Raw genomic sequence first — 15,951 nt, 5'->3', positions numbered from 1 at the left:
CAGGAGTGCCGAGGAAACGTAAGCGTGTAGCCGAAGCCGTTCAGGCTCTGAAGTTCCACGGCATGAGGGCATCGATCTGAGTGATCGGCCACCGGTTCGCGATGCGCTCGAGCGTTTGCGTGAGCCAGGCGAGTGGATCGACGTCGTTCATTTTGGCGGTCTGCAGAAGCGTAGCGATGGTCGCCCAGGAGCGGCCGCCACCAGGGCTACCCGCGAAGAGCGCATTTTTTCTTGTGATTGCCTGGGGTCTGATGGTCCGCTCGACGATATTGGAGTCGATCTCGATACGACCGTCGCTCAGAAAGCGCTCGAGTGCGGCGCGTCTGGATGTGGCATAGCGGATCGCCTCGGCGAGCTTGGATTTGCCGGACAGACGCGGCAGCTCCTTCTCCCACAGATCGAACAGCGCCGCAACGATGGGGGCGGACCTTTGCTGGCGCGCATTCAGCCGCGTCTCAGGATCCTGGCCGCGGATATCGGCCTCGATCTCCCACAGCTCGACCATGGTGGTGACGGTCTGTGTCGCCAGGCGCGAGCTCTCGTTGACGTGAAGCTCGTAGAACCGTCTCCTGACGTGGGCAAAGCACGCTGCAAGCCGCACTCCCTCGTTGGCGCCCGCCGACCTGGCGAGCCGATTATAGGCGGCATAGCCATCGACCTGGAGGATGCCAGCAAAGCCTGCCAGATGGCGCTCGACGCATTCGCCGCCACGGCTGTCCTCGAAGCGATAAGCGACCATCGGTGGACCGATGCCGCCAAACGGCCGGTCGTCACGGGCATAAGCCCACAGCCAGGCCTTTTGCGTCTTGCCGGATCCGGGAGCGAGCGTTGGCAGGGTCGTCTCATCGGCGAAGATCCGTTCGCCTTGCTTGACCTTTTCCAGCACATAGTCGGCCAGCGGCTGCAATTCGAAGCCGACCTTGCCCATCCACTGCGCCATCAACGAGCGGTCCAGCTCGACCCGATCGCGGGCGTAGATCGCTTCCTGCCGGTAAAGCGGCAGCCCGTCCGCATATTTGGAGACGGCAATCTGGGCCAGAAGCGCTTCAGTCGGAAGGCCGCTCTCGATCAAATGGGCAGGCGCTGGCGCCTGTACCACGCCGTCGCGGTTGCGATAGGCGTATTTCGGGCGGCGCGTGACGATCACGCGGAACTTCGCCGGCGTCACATCCAGCCGCTTCGACACGTCCTCGCCGATCAGCACCTTCTCCAGCCCCTCGCACCCGGCAGGAACCTCCGGCTCGATGACGATCTCCACCCGCTCCAGATGCGCCCCGAACTCCTTGCGCGGCCGCGGCACGCGTTTCGGCATGTCCTTGCCGCCAGCCTTGGCCAGTTCGGCTTCAACCGCCGACACGCCGGTCTCAATCTCCTCGAACACGAAGGCGATCTGCTCCGTGCTCAGCTTGTCGCTGCGCAAGCGTTCCGAGCGCGTGCCGTAAAGCGTGCGCTCCAGCATTTTGACGATCGCCGTCAGCTCCACGATCCGCGCATCGGCGGCCTTGTTGATCGCCGTAAGATCGGTGTTTGCAGCGGCAATGCGGCTGTTCTCGGCCTCGATCGCCGCCCGCTCTTCCGCCAAGGCGACGATCAGCGCGTGGGCTTCGGCAAGCGTCGTCGGGAGCTCTGTAACGGGCGTCGTCATCGTCGCCATCACAGCAGAGTCGCCGCCACTCTTCCAAACTTTTCAGCACCCTGATTCAATTCGCCGCAGCTTGTCAGCCTACCGTTTCTGGGCGCTTCACAACCACCGGACGCACCTTCGTCCAGTCCAGCCCGTCAATCAGCGCGAGCAACTGCGCATGGTTCAGCTGCACCCGGGTCGGCGCAATCCTCGGCCAGCAGAACTTTGACTCCTCGAGAGTCTTGGCAAACAGGCATACCCCGCTGCCGTCCCACCAAACCGCCTTGATCCGATCCGCCCTTTTCGAACGGAACACGTACAGTGCTCCGCTGAAGGGGTCGGCCCCACCATCTCGAACCAGCGCCATCAAACCCGTGGCTCCCTTGCGGAAGTCGACCGGCGTGCTGGCCACGTAAACCTGAACACCCGCCGGGATCATGCCTGCCGAACCGCCCGGATCACAGCAGCAAGCCGCCCCGCCTCCACATCTCCACCAACGCGCACCACGACATCGCCGATGACGATTTCCACCATCTCCCCCGCCATGGTCTCAAAGCGCGCGAACTTAACCGATCGGTCTCGCGCCCCAGAGAGCGGCGCCACCATTCCCGAGGCCAGCGCCTTGCGTCGCCACGCAAACAACTGCGATGGATCGATCCCATGACAGCGCGCTATCGCCGACACGTTCGCCCCCGGCGCAAACGTTTCCCCGACGATGCGATCCTTCTCCTCCCGCGACCAGGTGCGGTAGCTCCGCCCGGGACTCACCGAAAGCCGCTCGGCCGCCGCTGTGATAACTTCGAAATTCTTGGTATCAGACATATGTTCGCTCTCATGAACTCCTGGGACAAATCACCAGGAGATTCTCTGACAATCGAACATCATCCGCTACGTGGGATGACCTACACGCTTACGAGGAAACCGCTTAGCTTCGGCAAAAACCGAGCCGGCCTTCGGTCGGGAAGCTTCAGATTTGTGTGCGGAAGCAACCCGCCAAGCTGTCCTGTAGGCACAACCTGGCCAAGGCGCTGAACTACATCCTGAAGTTGGCCTCATGCCTATTCCACATCGCGATAGTCTAATCGTCTGTGAATCTTGCTTCATCATCCTTCCGGACTACTTTGGGCTTTCCATCAAATATACGGTCGCAAGTCACCTCCAAGGTTTCGGGCAACGCGGAGGGAACGCCAATTCAAAGTCACGACCTAGACTGAGCGAGAAGTTATCGTTGTAAAACGGATCGGACTTAAGTTCATTCGTCCATCTTCCACGCATGTACTCTATCTCCGCCTGAAATTGATCCGATGGAATATCAAAACTGCGGCTGGACGACCCGTGATGATAAAGTTCAGCGTGAGGAGTCCAAATGTTGCGATACCCTCTCTCGCTCACTCTAAGGCAGAAGTCGACATCATTGAATACAGCTGGCAAGTGCTTATCATCGAGGCCGCCCACTTCCTCATAGACCAATTTCTTCACGATTAGGCATGCCGCAGTTACGGCAGATACCGATGAAGTGAGCTGATTTCTTCCGAAATAGCCCCTGGCTTGGCGAGGGAGACGGTTACCAAGATGGCTTGCCACGGCGCCCAAGCCCAACACAATACCGCCGTGTTGCACCATGTCATCCGGGTAGAGTAACTTTGCCCCAACGGCGCCTAACCCTGGCAAGGTCGCCAGCGAAACCATCTCCGCCAACCAATTAGCATTGATCACTTGAATCTTGCTATCGATCAACCCCACAATTGACCCGCGGCTCTGAGCTACCGCGATGTTGTTGAAAGCAGAGTAGTTAAACATCCCCATGCAAGGGACACTGCGCACACGCGTATCAGACCTCAATTGTTCTAATAGTCTGTGCGCGTCAGGAGATTTGCCTTCGTGATCAACCATTATTACCTCCACGTTAGGATAATCCGTGTGATCGAGCAGGCCTCTCACGCATCTTTCGAGCAAATCAGCTCTATCCCGCATTGGCACGATCAATGAAACCAACGGGGCCGGCAACGGCACAGGACGACTGACGCGGCTCCACTGCGGCAGCGTGGGGTGTGGACCAACCACACCTGCCTCGCCGCGCCGATGCAAATGCTCTCCGATCGCGCGTTGCGCAGCATCTGAACACAATTTAAGCCGCCGTTCCGAAAATGAGTCAGAACCATAGTCACGCCGCCAATGATATAGAACCGACGGAATGTGATGAATACGATCAGCCGACGTCGCGTCCACACATCGCAACGCAAGGTCATAGTCCTGGCTGCCCTCAAAGCCTGTTCGAAATCCGCCTAAGCGCTCAACTAGCGCACGTCGATAGACTCCCAAGTGGCTAATCATGTTGTAGCCTAGCAGAAGCTCGATGTTCCACGACGTCTTGAAATGGGGACTATGACGCCGTCCTTTCCTGTCGATCTGGTCCTCATCGCTATAGATGACGTCGAGGCTGGGATTATTGTTCAGCGCGACCGCCACCTCGTACAACGCATGCGGGGCGATGATATCGTCGTGGTCCATCAGAGCAACAAACTCTCCCGACGCGAGAGAGAGGGCCGAGTTTGTGGCGGTCGAAATATTACCGTTCTCCTCGCGCTCCATCCACTTGATCCGACGGTCTTCCAATGCGGCGGAGCGAAGGATCTGTATTACGTGCGGGCTGGGCGACGCATCGTCGGCGACGCACAATTCCCAATTCGGATAGAGCTGACCACGGACACTATCGATCGCTTCCCGAAGCGCCCAATGCGGGGTCTCATATGTTGGCATGACCACTGATATGAGTGGCCTATACTCGAATTTCTCGATGTGACGCGCAATCGCGAGGCGATCCAACTCCGACAAGGTATCAAACTCGCCAAGCCAGCGAGCATAGCTACGGCTTTGACTTCCGAGGCGGCGTCCAACACGTTTCAATTGCGCCTTGAGGGACGCCGGGAGATGTTCAGCGAGTGACTGAAGCAGTACGGCTTTGTCGAATAGTCTCATCGTGCAAGCGACTCACTGAACGATGAAGCAAACTCGGCGTCTATGTTCGCGTAAATACAACTCTCGCCCCTCAGATTTACTGGTCCATCCCGATGCTCATAATATAGCGACCGTAATCGCTCTTACCCAGCGCTTCTCCCAGTTTCAGAAGTTGGCTCCTATCTATGAAGCCCTGCCCAAAGGCAATTTCCTCCGGACATGCTATCCGAACTCCCTGCCGCCGTTCGAGCATAGAGACAAATTCTGCAGCCGTAAGCAAACTGTCTGGAGTTCCAGCATCAAGCCAAGTAAAGCCGCGCCCCATGCGCTCGACCGTCAGCTGACCACGATCGAGATAGCTCTTGTTGAGATCTGTGATCTCCAGCTCGCCTCTGGCCGACGGGCGAATATTGGCCGCCAAATCCACGACCTGGCTATCGTAGAAGTACAGTCCTGTTACTGCGAAGTGTGATTTGGGTTGCTTTGGCTTCTCCTCGATCGACTGCGCGCGACCATCTTCATCGAAAGAGACCACGCCGTAGCGCCCCGGATCGGCTACGCGGTAAGCAAACACGGTAGCTCCCGACGTGCGCGACCGGGCATTTGCAAACAGTGCAGGAAGGCCATGTCCAAAGAAAATGTTGTCCCCAAGGACCAGGGCTGAACCTCCCCCCTCGACGAATTTGGCTCCGATTATGAAGGCTTGTGCCAACCCTTCAGGTTTCGGCTGGGGTGCGTAGGACAATGCTATTCCCCACTGGCTCCCATCACCCAACAACGATTGAAAGAGGGGCAGATCGTGAGGCGTCGAGATGATCAGAATCTCGCGAATTCCCGCCAGCATCAGCGTGGTCAGCGAATAATAGATCATTGGCTTGTCATAGACGGGGAGCAACTGCTTCGACGTGACCAAGGTCATCGGGTACAGCCTTGTGCCGCTGCCGCCTGCCAGAATGATTCCCTTCATGGAGTTCCCCGCGTGGCAAGAATTCGGTCAATACAATTAGACAGAGAAGTGTCCATTTTCGGCAATTCGATATCGAACAGCAACCGCAATCTTCGCGTCGAAAGTTCCGAATTTGCAGGTCGGGATGCTCGCGTCGGATATTCGGATGTCGCAATCGCATCGACGCATGATGAAGGACCACCTTTCCGTGCACTCTGGCTGACAATCTCACGTGCAAATTCGCACCATGTCATCGAGTTCGGGCCGACTAGGTGCGTCACACCTGCATATTCTGGCCGCCAACTAATCAGCTTTCGCGCTAGCGAAATGATAGATACCGCAATATCAGGAGCGTAAGTAGGGCACCCCTTCTGGTCATTGACAACTCGAATCTGATCTAGCTCTCCGGCAAGCCGCAGCATAGTGCGTACGAAGTTGTTACCGAACGGCGCGTAAACCCATGATGTTCTAAGAACGATATGGCGCGGATTTGAATGCATAACGGCGAGCTCACCTGCAAGCTTCGACTTGCCATAAACCCCTTGCGGATTAGGATCATCCGTCTCCAGATACGGGACCTCCTTCCTTCCGTCAAAAACGTAGTCGGTCGATAGATGGATTATCGACGCCCCGGACTGTTTAGCCGCGCTGGCTACTGCTTGCGCGCCATCCCGGTTGATTGCGAACGCCAGATCAGGCTCGTCTTCCGCCTTGTCGACTGCGGTGTAGGCCGCCGGATTTATGACGATATCAGGCCCGAACTCGTCGATCGCCCGCACAAGTGAAGCTGGGTCGAGAAGGTCAACACCCGGCCGCGAACCGAAGCCGGCGACAATGTCGGGGTGACCGATCATCGCGTCGTGTAGCGAGCGCGCTACCTGACCTTGGGTCCCGATGACATATAGCCGCATCATCGCCTCATGGTCTTGCAAGCCCCAGCCGTTCTCCGCGGTAGACCTGCTGCCTCAAAGGCCGCCACCAGTCTTCATTGGAAAGAAACCAGCGAACAGTCTTCTCAATTCCAGTGTCGAAACTATCCTGGGCATGCCATCCCAGTTCGTCTTCTAATTTCGAAGCGTCGATCGCATAACGCTGATCGTGGCCGGGCCGATCTGACACGAATTGTATGAGATTATGGTGAGGATGATCAAGTGGTCGCAGCCTGTCCATCAACGCACAAATCTGCCGAACAACCTGGATGTTCTGGCGCTCGTTGCGTCCGCCAATATTGTAGGTCTCGCCAGGCCTGCCATGGCTCAGAATTAGGCCAAGGGCGCACGCGTGATCTTCGACGTAAAGCCAGTCGCGTATGTTCAGACCGCTCCCGTAAACCGGCAGCGGCTTGCGTTCCAGCGCATTCAAGATCGTAAGAGGTATGAGCTTCTCCGGAAAGTGATACGGGCCATAGTTGTTCGAGCAGTTCGTCACGATGACCGGCAGTCCATGGGTGCGGTGCCAGGCCTTCGCCAAGTGGTCGGAAGCTGCCTTGGTTGCCGAATAAGGCGAACTGGGATCGTACGGCGTCTTCTCGGTGAATAATCCTTCATTGCCGACTGAACCGTAGACCTCGTCGGTCGACACGTGGATGAAGCGAAAGTCTGCGTTGTTGTTGAACGAAAGATGGCGCCGCGCCGCCTCAAGGAGCGTGAGCGTGCCGTTCACATTCGTCCTGACAAAGACATCCGATCCGGAAATGGAGCGATCGACGTGACTTTCAGCGGCCAGATGGACGATTGCGTCCGGTCGATACTCCGCAAAAATTGCATCGACGGCTTTGAGATCGCAAATATCATGTCGTTCAAAAAAATATTTCTGATGTGATGCGATTGGCGCGAGCGAGGCGAGGTTTCCGGCATAGGTCAACTTGTCAATGACAATGACCTCATAACCCAGATCGAGAACAAAATGGCGCGACACTGCCGATCCAATGAATCCCGCGCCGCCTGTAACCAATACGCGCATGTCAACAATCTTTAATCGACGAAGTGGAATGAAGCCGGCATCTCTGCCAGTCTCGGCTGGTTCTTGTCCTTCTGCGATAAAATGATCTCAGACTTCGGGAGCTGCCAATTGATAGACAGCATGGGATCGTCCCACGCGATGCCGCGATCGCATTCCGGAGAGTAGTAGTCCGTGACCTTGTAGATCACTTCGCACCGGTCTTCCAACGTCACGTAACCATGAGCAAAGCCGGGTGGAATCCAGAGTTGCTTCCAGTTTTCGGCCGAAAGTTCGACGGCGACATGATCCCCATAGGTTGGTGAGCCTGATCTTACGTCGACCGCAACGTCCAAGATGGCGCCACGCGCGCATCTCACCAGCTTGCCTTGCGCGCGGGGAGGCAATTGAAAATGCAGCCCGCGAAGCACACCCCGCTGGGAAGACTTGACATGGTTGTCCTGCACGAAGACGAGCCCATCCGCCGCGTTCGAGCTGAAGGCATCAGCGCGAAACGTTTCTGAGAAAAACCCCCTCGGATCCGAATGCTTATTCGGCGCGATCAAGACTACGGCAGGGATCGCTAAGCGCTCAAAGATCATCGAGGACCATTCTTTTCTCTGCTGCACAAGTTCCAGATCGCATCTCAAATTACCCATCAACCTTTTGACTTCCTAGGAGAAATTTTCGACATATTACATGGGGATGGAATCTATTTGCAACAATCCCATGCCACTGCGTACTTCGCCTCGAATTGCCATCGTCTACGCCTCGATCAGCCGAGCAAAACCTCGGGTCAGGTTCTCCACCCGCTGTGCCTGAAGAGCTGAAGAGCTGATGGGCGACGTATGACGTGCATGCCCCGTGCCGTCATCGCGAACTGGCTGCAGTTCCGCAGCGACACCGGGCTGAAGGTCACGGTCCTGTCTCGGCTGCTTCACGTGGTACGATCATCATCTCGCACGATGAACCGGGGGCTCTTCCATGCATGGGTCTATTGTCTGGTCGCTCATCGGCGGTTCTTCAGCCGCTTCGGTGAGTCGCAATTCTGGCGCCGGTAATCCTTCGTCGTCCGGCCGTTGCGGCCCTATTTCAGGGCACGCGCGCGGATGGCTTTACTGCACCAGGCTACACTATCGCCAGAGTCCAATCTTCTCGGCCGGCTAAATGCTTTGATTTCCAGCTACAGACCTGCTTAAACGCCGCCAGCCAAGGAACTTTTGGGATATGAGCGCAACTATCGAAACCGAGCATATGCTGGCGAGAAAAGCGACAGTGGTGCGGACAACAGATCGCTCCAAGCTTTCGGCCGCTCGCGCAGACGTTGTATCCGGCCTGTTGCTTTGGAGGCTGTGGGGCCGTCTCGGCTGGAATGACATTCGACAGCGTTACCGACGTTCAATATTAGGCCCGTTCTGGCTGACGGTCAGTATGGGGATCATGGTCGCAGCACTGGGTGTGCTCTACGGGAAGCTCTTCAAGCAAGCTATCGACGACTTTCTGCCCTTTTTCTGTGTCGGCATCCTGGTCTGGAGCTTGATATCAGGCTACCTGACCGAAAGCGGAACGCTGTTTACGGGCTCTGAAGCGTATATCAAGCAAATCAGCCTTCCCTTTTCGATCTACGCCTATCGAGCAAGTTGGTCTAAATTGATCATATTCGCGCACAACGTCATCATCTACTTCGCCACCATTGCGTATTTCCGAATATGGCCAGGAGCCATTGCGATTGTCGCAATACCGGCGTTGATGGTCGTTGTATTCAATGGAACGGTCGTGAGCTTGTCAATCGGGATCGTTTCCGCGCGCTTTCGTGACATTCCGCAGCTGATCAGCTCGGTGGTGCAGATCGTGTTTTTCCTGACTCCCGTGATCTGGAAGCCCAATTCCCTGAAAGACCACGCCTTCATCGTGGAATGGAATCCGTTCTATCACCTGCTGGAAATCGTGCGAGCTCCGCTCTTGGGAACCCTGCCGACATTGTCGAATTGGGCCGCGGTCGCAATCATCACCCTCATAAATGTTGCCGTCGCAGGTGCGTTATTCGTGCGCTTTCGCGCTCGGATCGCCTACTGGGTCTAACTGATGCTGACATCCGACAATCTCTCTAACTTGCCGCGGATCACGATCGAGAACGTGAGTGTCTCCTTTCCTGTTTATCAAAGCGGATCTCGCTCTTTAAAGAAGCATCTATTGTTTCGCGGAACGGGCGGACAGCTTGCCACAGACGCAAGCCACCGAGTTACCGTCGAAGCCTTGAGGGATTTCTCTACGTCTCTGGTAGCAGGCGATCGCGTCGCCCTCGTGGGTAGCAATGGCGCGGGAAAGACGACGCTGCTGCGCCTCATGGCTGGCATCTACGAACCAAGTGTCGGTTTCATTACCTCTTACGGCCGCATATCGCCGCTCTTCGACATTTCCCTCGGCATCGACGGCGAGTTGAGCGGATACGACAATATCCGGATGCGCGGAATGTTGTTGGGCCTAAGTGCCAGCGAAATCGAAGGCTATTTGCCGGGTATCGCGGAGTTTACGGAACTCGGCGATTATTTGGATATTCCGGTCCGCACATATTCTTCCGGCATGGTCACGCGGCTTACGTTTGGTGTCGCGACATGCTTTTCGCCCGAAATCCTGTTGATGGATGAGTGGATCATGGCCGGCGACGCCGGATTTCTCACCAAGGCGCAGCACCGAGTTGAATCATTTGTGGAGCGTGCGAACGTGTTGGTGCTGGCTTCACACAACGTCGAGATTTGCAGACGATGGTGCACCAGAGCAATCTGGATGGAACAAGGAAGAATTCGGATGGCGGGTGACATCAATGCTGTACTGGAGGCATACTCCAGCTGAGACGATTGAGAATAATGCGTAGTACGCGCTTGGTAGACGGTTAGATCAACCCCAGAATCGCTCCAAGATAAAGTCCGATCGTTTCCAGGAAACCCTGTCGGTATACGCCCGATCGGACAAGCAGGTAGATATTCTTCGGCAGCTTACTTCGGCGCGCCACCGTAAAATCATCGAGAACTGAGAGTGCCGGTTGGCACAACAATCCGCGCATACCGTTCAGCGTCGCTGTATTTACTTCATTCCAGTGTCTCATCCGCTGGCTCGCGAACGCGACCGCCCTAAATAACCTTGCAGAAAAGCCCCTGTTCGATCCGATCAAGTTTTTTCCATGTTGCCGATACTTCAGGCTCGGCACAGAATCGTAAAACGCCGTCCCGCCTGCCCCGGTTACAATCTGGTACGTCCACCAATCATGCGCAATCAACGTAACGTCGTCGGGAACCTGGGCGAGCAGGAGGCTGGCCGCCTTGTTCATGACCATTGTGTTTCCGCCACCGATGTTTTGCACCAGCGCGTTCTGAAAGCTCGGCTTGCGTCGAAACAGCGGTGAGAGCCCTGCAGGTCGACCGTTCTCCTCGATCAACTCGGTTCTGGTGAAATAAAGCCGCGGCGAATCGGAAGCCCCCTTCGAAAACCATCTTGCCGCCCTCTCCAGCTTATCGCGCAACCAAATGTCGTCTTGATCGCAAAATGCATATAGCTCAGCGTCGAGCAATCCAGCGTGCTTGGCCAAAGATAGAAAATTCCGCCAGAATCCTTTTTGGGGACCTTCCACCAAATGAACGCTCTGAGGCACCGAGCACGCAAATTTCTCTACGATCTCGACGGTTCGATCGGCGGAGCCATCGTCCGAAACAATGAGCTCCCAATTTTCGTGGGACTGGGTCGCAATGGAATCCAATTGCTCTCGGATATGCTCGGCGCCATTGAAGGTCGCGAGCAGCACGACAATTTTCGGATTCCCAGGCGGCATCAGCCACTTTCAGCTAAGCATCGTCGGCGACGGCAAAGGTGCCGGCTTTCTAACAGCAAATTTTGGTGAAGCGAATGCCCCTTGTTCACGAGAATCCGCGCACAAGCTCGATCACTTCGCTCTGCTGCGCCTGTGTGATTTCTGCGAACATCGGCAACGACAAAATCTGGCCTTGATCACCGAACGCATTTGGAAACTGCTCGGGACGACAATTGAGTCGCTTGTAGGCGGGCACGAATGGGAGCGCCGTCGGGTAGTTGATCGCGGATTGCACTCCGCGAGTGCTCAGATACAAAGCGAGCGCATCGCGGCGCGGGTGCCGGATAGTATAGAGGTGATAAACGTGACTGCGGCCAGCGGCGATACTCGGAACGGCAAGATCCGGAATTTGATTGAGCCCGTCGTCATATCTCCCCGCAACCCGCTGTCGGGCCTCAGTCCAGCCCGATAGATAAGGCAGTTTCGCCGATAGAATTGCCGCCTGCATGCCGTCGAGCCGGCTGTTGATGCCTTCAATCCGGTGCTGGTGTTTTACAAGACCGCCATGGCGCGCCAGCATCGTCATGTGCTCAGCCAGCGCATCGTCGTTCGTAACAACCGCGCCGGCGTCCCCCATAGCGCCGAGATTTTTACCGGGATAGAACGAATAGGTCGCCGCTGCACCGAACGTTCCAACCATACGTCCCTTGTAACGAGCAAGGTGCGCCTGCGCGCAGTCCTCGATGACCCATAGGCCATGTTTCTTCGCAACCGCCATGATGGCGCTCATATCGGCTGGCTGCCCGTAGAGATGAACCGGGACAATGCCGACGGTGCGCGGGGTTATCGCTGCCTCGATTCCCGCCGGGTCGATTGTGAATGTCGCGCCATCGGTGTCGCAGAATACGACGCTAGCCCCGGCGTGCGTGATCATTGCCGCAGTCGAGATCCAGGAATGTGCTGACGTGATGACCTCGTCGCCCGGCTTCGGCCGCATCGCGGCAATTGCGAGATACAGGGCGTCGGAGCCGTTCGCGCAGGATACGCAATGCTTGACTTCAGCAGCGGCGGCAAAGGCGCGCTCGAAATCATCAACATAGGCGCCGCGAATGAAAGCATTGTCGCGGATCACGGACGCGATTGCGTCATCAATTTCACGTTTGATGTTCTGATACTGCGATGTTAGTTCGACGAACGGTACGGACATAGAGATGACCTATCTACCCGAGAGCAGACGGCGCGCCGGGTTGCCAGCATACGTGCCTGGCGTGACAATGTCGCGCGTGACTACCGATCCCGCACCGATCACAACGTCATCGACGATATTCACAGGCATGATCGTGGCATTAGAGCCGACTGAAACGCGATTTCCGACGTGAGTTTCGCGCCACAGATTCCGTTTGCCTCCCGCTGGACCGCCGATCGAGAACGTATCATTCACAAACATTACGCCGTGACCGATGAAGCAATCCTCGCCGATCGTAACCAGTTCGCAAACCATCGTATGCGACTGCACCCGCGTACGCGCACCGACAACGACGCCTTTTTGAATTTCGGTGAACGGTCCGATGAAACAGTCGTCGCCGATCTTGCAGCCGTAGAGATTGCAAGGTTCGATCACTTTGGTACGAAGGCCGAACTCGACATCGCAGACGCCTGCCTGGAGAAGCTCCGGATTGTTCACGAAACGCCCCCTAGCCGGCTCGACCGCGGCATGAAACGCAGGGCGACTTCCTCGCCGGTTTCGATCCCTTCGTAAAGCGCAGAAATCAGCTCCAGGCTCTTGCGACCCTCGAGACCGTCGACGAGCGCAGCGCGCTGGTTGATCAAGCAATCGACCACATGCTGGTAGTAAGCCCGATGACCGAAGCCGTAGATATCCGGAGGGTTGACTGAGAACTTCTCGACCACGTCCTTGTCAAAAGGGGTCTCATCGACAAAGCGCCAATGCCTGATCTGGTTCACGGCGAAACCCGCGATCTCGACAACCCCCTTCTCGCCGAGAATCGACAGGGAACCTTCCAGATCGTGCGGACGCGTGGCAGTAGTCGCCTCGATAATGCCCAGGGCACCACTCCTAAACTTCAATGTGGCTACAGCGGTATCCTCTGTCTCGATCTTTGCGAGCGCCGTTGTCGCACGAGCATGAACGCTGATGACATCGCCGAAAAACCATTCCAGCAGATCGATATGGTGACTTGCCTGGTTGGTTAGCACGCCACCGTCGTGGGCCCAGGTTCCACGCCAGGAATCCTGATCATAATAGGCTTGATCGCGACACCAGCGAACCCTCACAGTGCCGAGGATCAGGCGACCAAACCGACCAGATTCCAGAGCTTCGCGCGCTTTCATGATCGGGACGTTGAACCGATTTTGCTTAACGATGAACATCTTCACTCCCGCTTCATCACAAGCGCGAATCATCTCGTCAGCGTCCTGTAAGCGGAGCGCCATCGGCTTCTCCACGACGACGTGTTTACCAGCCCTGGCGCAGGCAATCACGTGCTCGGGATGCATGCCACTCGGAGTGAGGACAGCCACAGCGTCGATATCCTTCCGGGCGAGAAGGTCGTCAATCTCGTAGGTTGCCGGAACGCCAAATTTCGCTGCGAGTGCATCGGCCCGTGCGGGAGTAGAATCGCAGACTGCGACGAGGCTTGCGCCCTCGATATGATTGCCGCCCAACAGATCGGAGTGACGCTTGGAGATACGTCCGCATCCCAGCAGGCCAAATTTGATCATCCAGAGCCTCTGATGTGGGTAACATGCGTCCGACGACAGCGCAACGCTAGCAATGCCAGTCGACTCTACATGAATATGTGTTCCTCCGTCATCGAAGGCGCGAGCTATTCATTGGCCGTTCGGCCAGCGCGGACCAACCAATCGCCCCCTCGAAATCGCAGTCAACCAGCATAAGACCTATCACATGATTTTAACGCATTATCAACGGCATATAATGCCACGACCTCTATCGATCTGCCTCGAATCTAATATTAACGGCCCTCTCAGCCACCGTGTGAAATCCTAGCACCTACATACCGCGCGTGTTCCTGCCCCGACACACCCCGGAGTAACCACCCAGCAACAACCGCAGATCCCTCCTCATTCACGTGTTGCCACCGCCGCGGGCCGCCAGACCGGACGCCGTCGGCAGCACGGCCCGGTCAACGTCCCCTCCAGCGCTTCGGGCCTTCATTCCTCACGCGGGGACTCACTTAATTTGCTGCGTTGGCACCTCTTTTAAAGGTGCATCTGACGAACTAGAATCCTGACTGAAATGTAGCGCGCGTGGCGTAACGAGCCAGAGCAGATAAAGCAGCCCCATGCCGCCGGTGACAAGTGCCACCGTCAGGGGAACGTTGAGAAGGATTTGTGGAAGCACGGCTCCAGAAAGCAATACGAATCTCGGAGAAAGATCCACCGACACTCGATTTCCAATAGCAACGACAAAGCCACATCCAAAACCGACAAGAGGAGCAAGCCATGGCCCTACCGAGGCTATACCTTCGGTAGCAAATAGGGAGGCGTTAAAATTACCGAGATGGTAGTATTGGTGCATTATAATAGAGAGCTGCACATCATAGGTGCAACCCAAGGAGGCTTTTGCGATAGAGACCTGACAAAAGTGTGTGAGCTCGTGCCTCGAAAAGAAATCATTATATATATCGAGCCCTACAGCAGGCACGGCAATCATACGAAAATTGACGACCGAGAACGGCAATTCTGCCTTGCGTCCGATCATGAGTGCCGCAAGGAGTGCTAGGAGCATAGGTAGCAGAAGCGAAAGAATCGAAGCGAGCCGAAACTCAAAGGCTTTCGTAAGCAAAAGAAGGGCAATAAGCCAGAACGGCGCAAACAGCGCGAGCTTGCTAAGCGTTATCGGATAGAGAAAAAACTGTAAGGTTATCGCGACCGCAGCAAGCCAATAGTTCTGCCGCGCTACGAGGCCCGCGAAGGTAAATGGAAGGACGGCACTCATTGTTATTGCTAGGAAATAGTTAAGCACCTTGGGCGTTGCCAAACTCTCTCGAGCCGCGGCCATTTCGTCGATCGATACAAAGCTAAAACTGTAACTCGCTCCAGCGAAGATGACGATTGCTGCAGAACAAAGCAACAGAACCAACAGCCTGTCAAAAGCAGCCAAGGAGAGCCGAACATCGATCGAAAACGGACGAGCCACAAACAGTACCGGCAGTAGGAACAACATACACGACAAGAAAGCAGATGATCCGGACAGGATATGGTTGTAGTCGAGATCACTGAAGCAGTTGAGCCAGAGATAGCTCAGGACCATCGAATAAAGATAAATCCCTATGTAGTAGCCAATTGTAGCCGGCGCATACACAAACCAAATGGCAATCAGCGCGAATGCCGCAACAACCGTGACAGCAACCACTAACCGCTGAGGAAGAAACAATATGTGAAAGACAGCAGGATCGAATGGATTCGACGCAGCAGTGGTCGCGAGCGCAATCAAAGAAATGCAGCAAATTCCAATGTGCGCGACGAGCAACACACTACAAATTCGGCGGAAAGGAGGGGATGTATATTCCAAATGCGGGCCCTTACGTGAGAGGCAACAGTTTTGGACGCAACATGCGGGCCGAGCTCCAAATTGGGTAGTTTAAGGATCGCGTCATCTCAGACTAAGACAGGAGCGGGATCTCCTCAATCGTGGAT

The 15,951-nt window shown here is 56.0% G+C and carries 15 protein-coding genes; 2 read left to right on the top strand and 13 right to left on the bottom strand.

Annotated features, from left to right (window positions below; all coding sequences use genetic code 11):
* Positions 1-40: 40 nt before the first annotated feature.
* The 8 genes from tnpC to rfbC form a co-directional block, all read right to left on the bottom strand.
* Positions 41-1,645: an IS66 family transposase gene (gene tnpC, locus ACP2YO_RS15945; protein WP_426443210.1), complete on the bottom strand. Its 1,605-nt coding sequence runs from the start codon at positions 1,643-1,645 to the stop codon at positions 41-43.
* A 73-nt stretch (positions 1,646-1,718) separates the two neighbouring features.
* Positions 1,719-2,063 carry an IS66 family insertion sequence element accessory protein TnpB gene (gene tnpB, locus ACP2YO_RS15940; RefSeq protein ID WP_426433797.1) on the bottom strand — a complete coding sequence of 115 codons (345 nt, stop codon included), beginning with the start codon at positions 2,061-2,063 and terminating at the stop codon, positions 1,719-1,721.
* Entirely contained in the window at positions 2,060-2,446 is a 387-nt protein-coding gene (locus ACP2YO_RS15935; RefSeq protein WP_426435284.1) for a transposase, read from the bottom strand. Before ACP2YO_RS15935 ends, tnpB begins: the two co-directional genes overlap by 4 nt.
* 330 nt (positions 2,447-2,776) lie before the next feature.
* Complete coding sequence (locus ACP2YO_RS15930; protein WP_426441677.1) at positions 2,777-4,603, bottom strand: glycosyltransferase family 2 protein; 1,827 nt, start codon at positions 4,601-4,603, stop codon at positions 2,777-2,779.
* A gap of 76 nt (positions 4,604-4,679) precedes the next feature.
* On the bottom strand, positions 4,680-5,549 hold the full coding sequence (gene rfbA / locus ACP2YO_RS15925) for a glucose-1-phosphate thymidylyltransferase RfbA (RefSeq protein WP_426441676.1): 870 nt from the start codon (positions 5,547-5,549) through the stop codon (positions 4,680-4,682).
* Positions 5,546-6,460, bottom strand: a complete 915-nt coding sequence (gene rfbD, locus ACP2YO_RS15920) for a dTDP-4-dehydrorhamnose reductase (protein WP_426441675.1) — start codon at positions 6,458-6,460, stop codon at positions 5,546-5,548. The genes rfbA and rfbD overlap by 4 nt, the downstream gene beginning before the upstream one ends.
* Positions 6,447-7,490, bottom strand: a complete 1,044-nt coding sequence (gene rfbB / locus ACP2YO_RS15915) for a dTDP-glucose 4,6-dehydratase (protein WP_426441674.1) — start codon at positions 7,488-7,490, stop codon at positions 6,447-6,449. Before rfbB ends, rfbD begins: the two co-directional genes overlap by 14 nt.
* Positions 7,491-7,501: 11 nt before the next feature.
* Positions 7,502-8,068, bottom strand: coding sequence for a dTDP-4-dehydrorhamnose 3,5-epimerase (rfbC, locus tag ACP2YO_RS15910; RefSeq protein ID WP_426443211.1), 567 nt, complete (start codon positions 8,066-8,068; stop codon positions 7,502-7,504).
* Positions 8,069-8,693: 625 nt separating this feature from the next.
* Here rfbC and ACP2YO_RS15905 point away from each other — a divergent pair.
* A complete protein-coding gene (locus tag ACP2YO_RS15905; RefSeq protein WP_426441673.1) occupies positions 8,694-9,548 on the top strand; it encodes an ABC transporter permease in 855 nt (284 codons plus the stop codon).
* Between the two features lie 3 nt (positions 9,549-9,551).
* Positions 9,552-10,319 (top strand): ABC transporter ATP-binding protein, encoded by a 768-nt coding sequence (locus ACP2YO_RS15900; RefSeq protein WP_426441672.1) that lies wholly within the window; start codon positions 9,552-9,554, stop codon positions 10,317-10,319.
* A 40-nt stretch (positions 10,320-10,359) separates the two neighbouring features.
* On the opposite strand, the gene ACP2YO_RS15895 is transcribed toward ACP2YO_RS15900, so the two are convergent.
* The 5 genes from ACP2YO_RS15895 to ACP2YO_RS15875 form a co-directional block, all read right to left on the bottom strand.
* Complete coding sequence (locus tag ACP2YO_RS15895) at positions 10,360-11,265, bottom strand: glycosyltransferase family 2 protein (protein ID WP_426441671.1); 906 nt, start codon at positions 11,263-11,265, stop codon at positions 10,360-10,362.
* A 112-nt stretch (positions 11,266-11,377) separates the two neighbouring features.
* On the bottom strand, positions 11,378-12,478 hold the full coding sequence (locus tag ACP2YO_RS15890) for a DegT/DnrJ/EryC1/StrS family aminotransferase (RefSeq protein ID WP_426441670.1): 1,101 nt from the start codon (positions 12,476-12,478) through the stop codon (positions 11,378-11,380).
* 9 nt (positions 12,479-12,487) lie between these two features.
* Entirely contained in the window at positions 12,488-12,955 is a 468-nt protein-coding gene (locus ACP2YO_RS15885; RefSeq protein ID WP_426441669.1) for an acyltransferase, read from the bottom strand.
* Entirely contained in the window at positions 12,952-14,013 is a 1,062-nt protein-coding gene (locus ACP2YO_RS15880; protein WP_426441668.1) for a Gfo/Idh/MocA family protein, read from the bottom strand. The genes ACP2YO_RS15885 and ACP2YO_RS15880 overlap by 4 nt, the downstream gene beginning before the upstream one ends.
* Positions 14,014-14,482: 469 nt before the next feature.
* Positions 14,483-15,787 carry a hypothetical protein gene (locus ACP2YO_RS15875; protein WP_426441667.1) on the bottom strand — a complete coding sequence of 435 codons (1,305 nt, stop codon included), beginning with the start codon at positions 15,785-15,787 and terminating at the stop codon, positions 14,483-14,485.
* Between the last annotated feature and the right edge of the window lie 164 nt (positions 15,788-15,951).

The sequence above is a fragment of the Bradyrhizobium genosp. P genome (genome assembly GCF_049949265.1).
GTDB lineage: Bacteria > Pseudomonadota > Alphaproteobacteria > Rhizobiales > Xanthobacteraceae > Bradyrhizobium.
The sequence above is the reverse complement of the archived record's forward strand: the minus strand, read 5'-3'. Positions and strand labels throughout refer to the sequence as shown.

Coding starts and splice junctions, on each gene's coding strand:
- ACP2YO_RS15935 (WP_426435284.1), bottom strand. CDS start 2,446: ATGTCTGATACCAAGAATTTCGAAGTTATCACAGCGGCGGCCGAGCGG.
- rfbB (WP_426441674.1), bottom strand. CDS start 7,490: ATGCGCGTATTGGTTACAGGCGGCGCGGGATTCATTGGATCGGCAGTG.
- ACP2YO_RS15900 (WP_426441672.1), top strand. CDS start 9,552: ATGCTGACATCCGACAATCTCTCTAACTTGCCGCGGATCACGATCGAG.
- rfbA (WP_426441676.1), bottom strand. CDS start 5,549: ATGAAGGGAATCATTCTGGCAGGCGGCAGCGGCACAAGGCTGTACCCG.
- ACP2YO_RS15890 (WP_426441670.1), bottom strand. CDS start 12,478: ATGTCCGTACCGTTCGTCGAACTAACATCGCAGTATCAGAACATCAAA.
- rfbC (WP_426443211.1), bottom strand. CDS start 8,068: ATGATCTTTGAGCGCTTAGCGATCCCTGCCGTAGTCTTGATCGCGCCG.
- tnpB (WP_426433797.1), bottom strand. CDS start 2,063: ATGATCCCGGCGGGTGTTCAGGTTTACGTGGCCAGCACGCCGGTCGAC.
- ACP2YO_RS15930 (WP_426441677.1), bottom strand. CDS start 4,603: ATGAGACTATTCGACAAAGCCGTACTGCTTCAGTCACTCGCTGAACAT.
- ACP2YO_RS15905 (WP_426441673.1), top strand. CDS start 8,694: ATGAGCGCAACTATCGAAACCGAGCATATGCTGGCGAGAAAAGCGACA.
- tnpC (WP_426443210.1), bottom strand. CDS start 1,645: ATGACGACGCCCGTTACAGAGCTCCCGACGACGCTTGCCGAAGCCCAC.
- ACP2YO_RS15880 (WP_426441668.1), bottom strand. CDS start 14,013: ATGATCAAATTTGGCCTGCTGGGATGCGGACGTATCTCCAAGCGTCAC.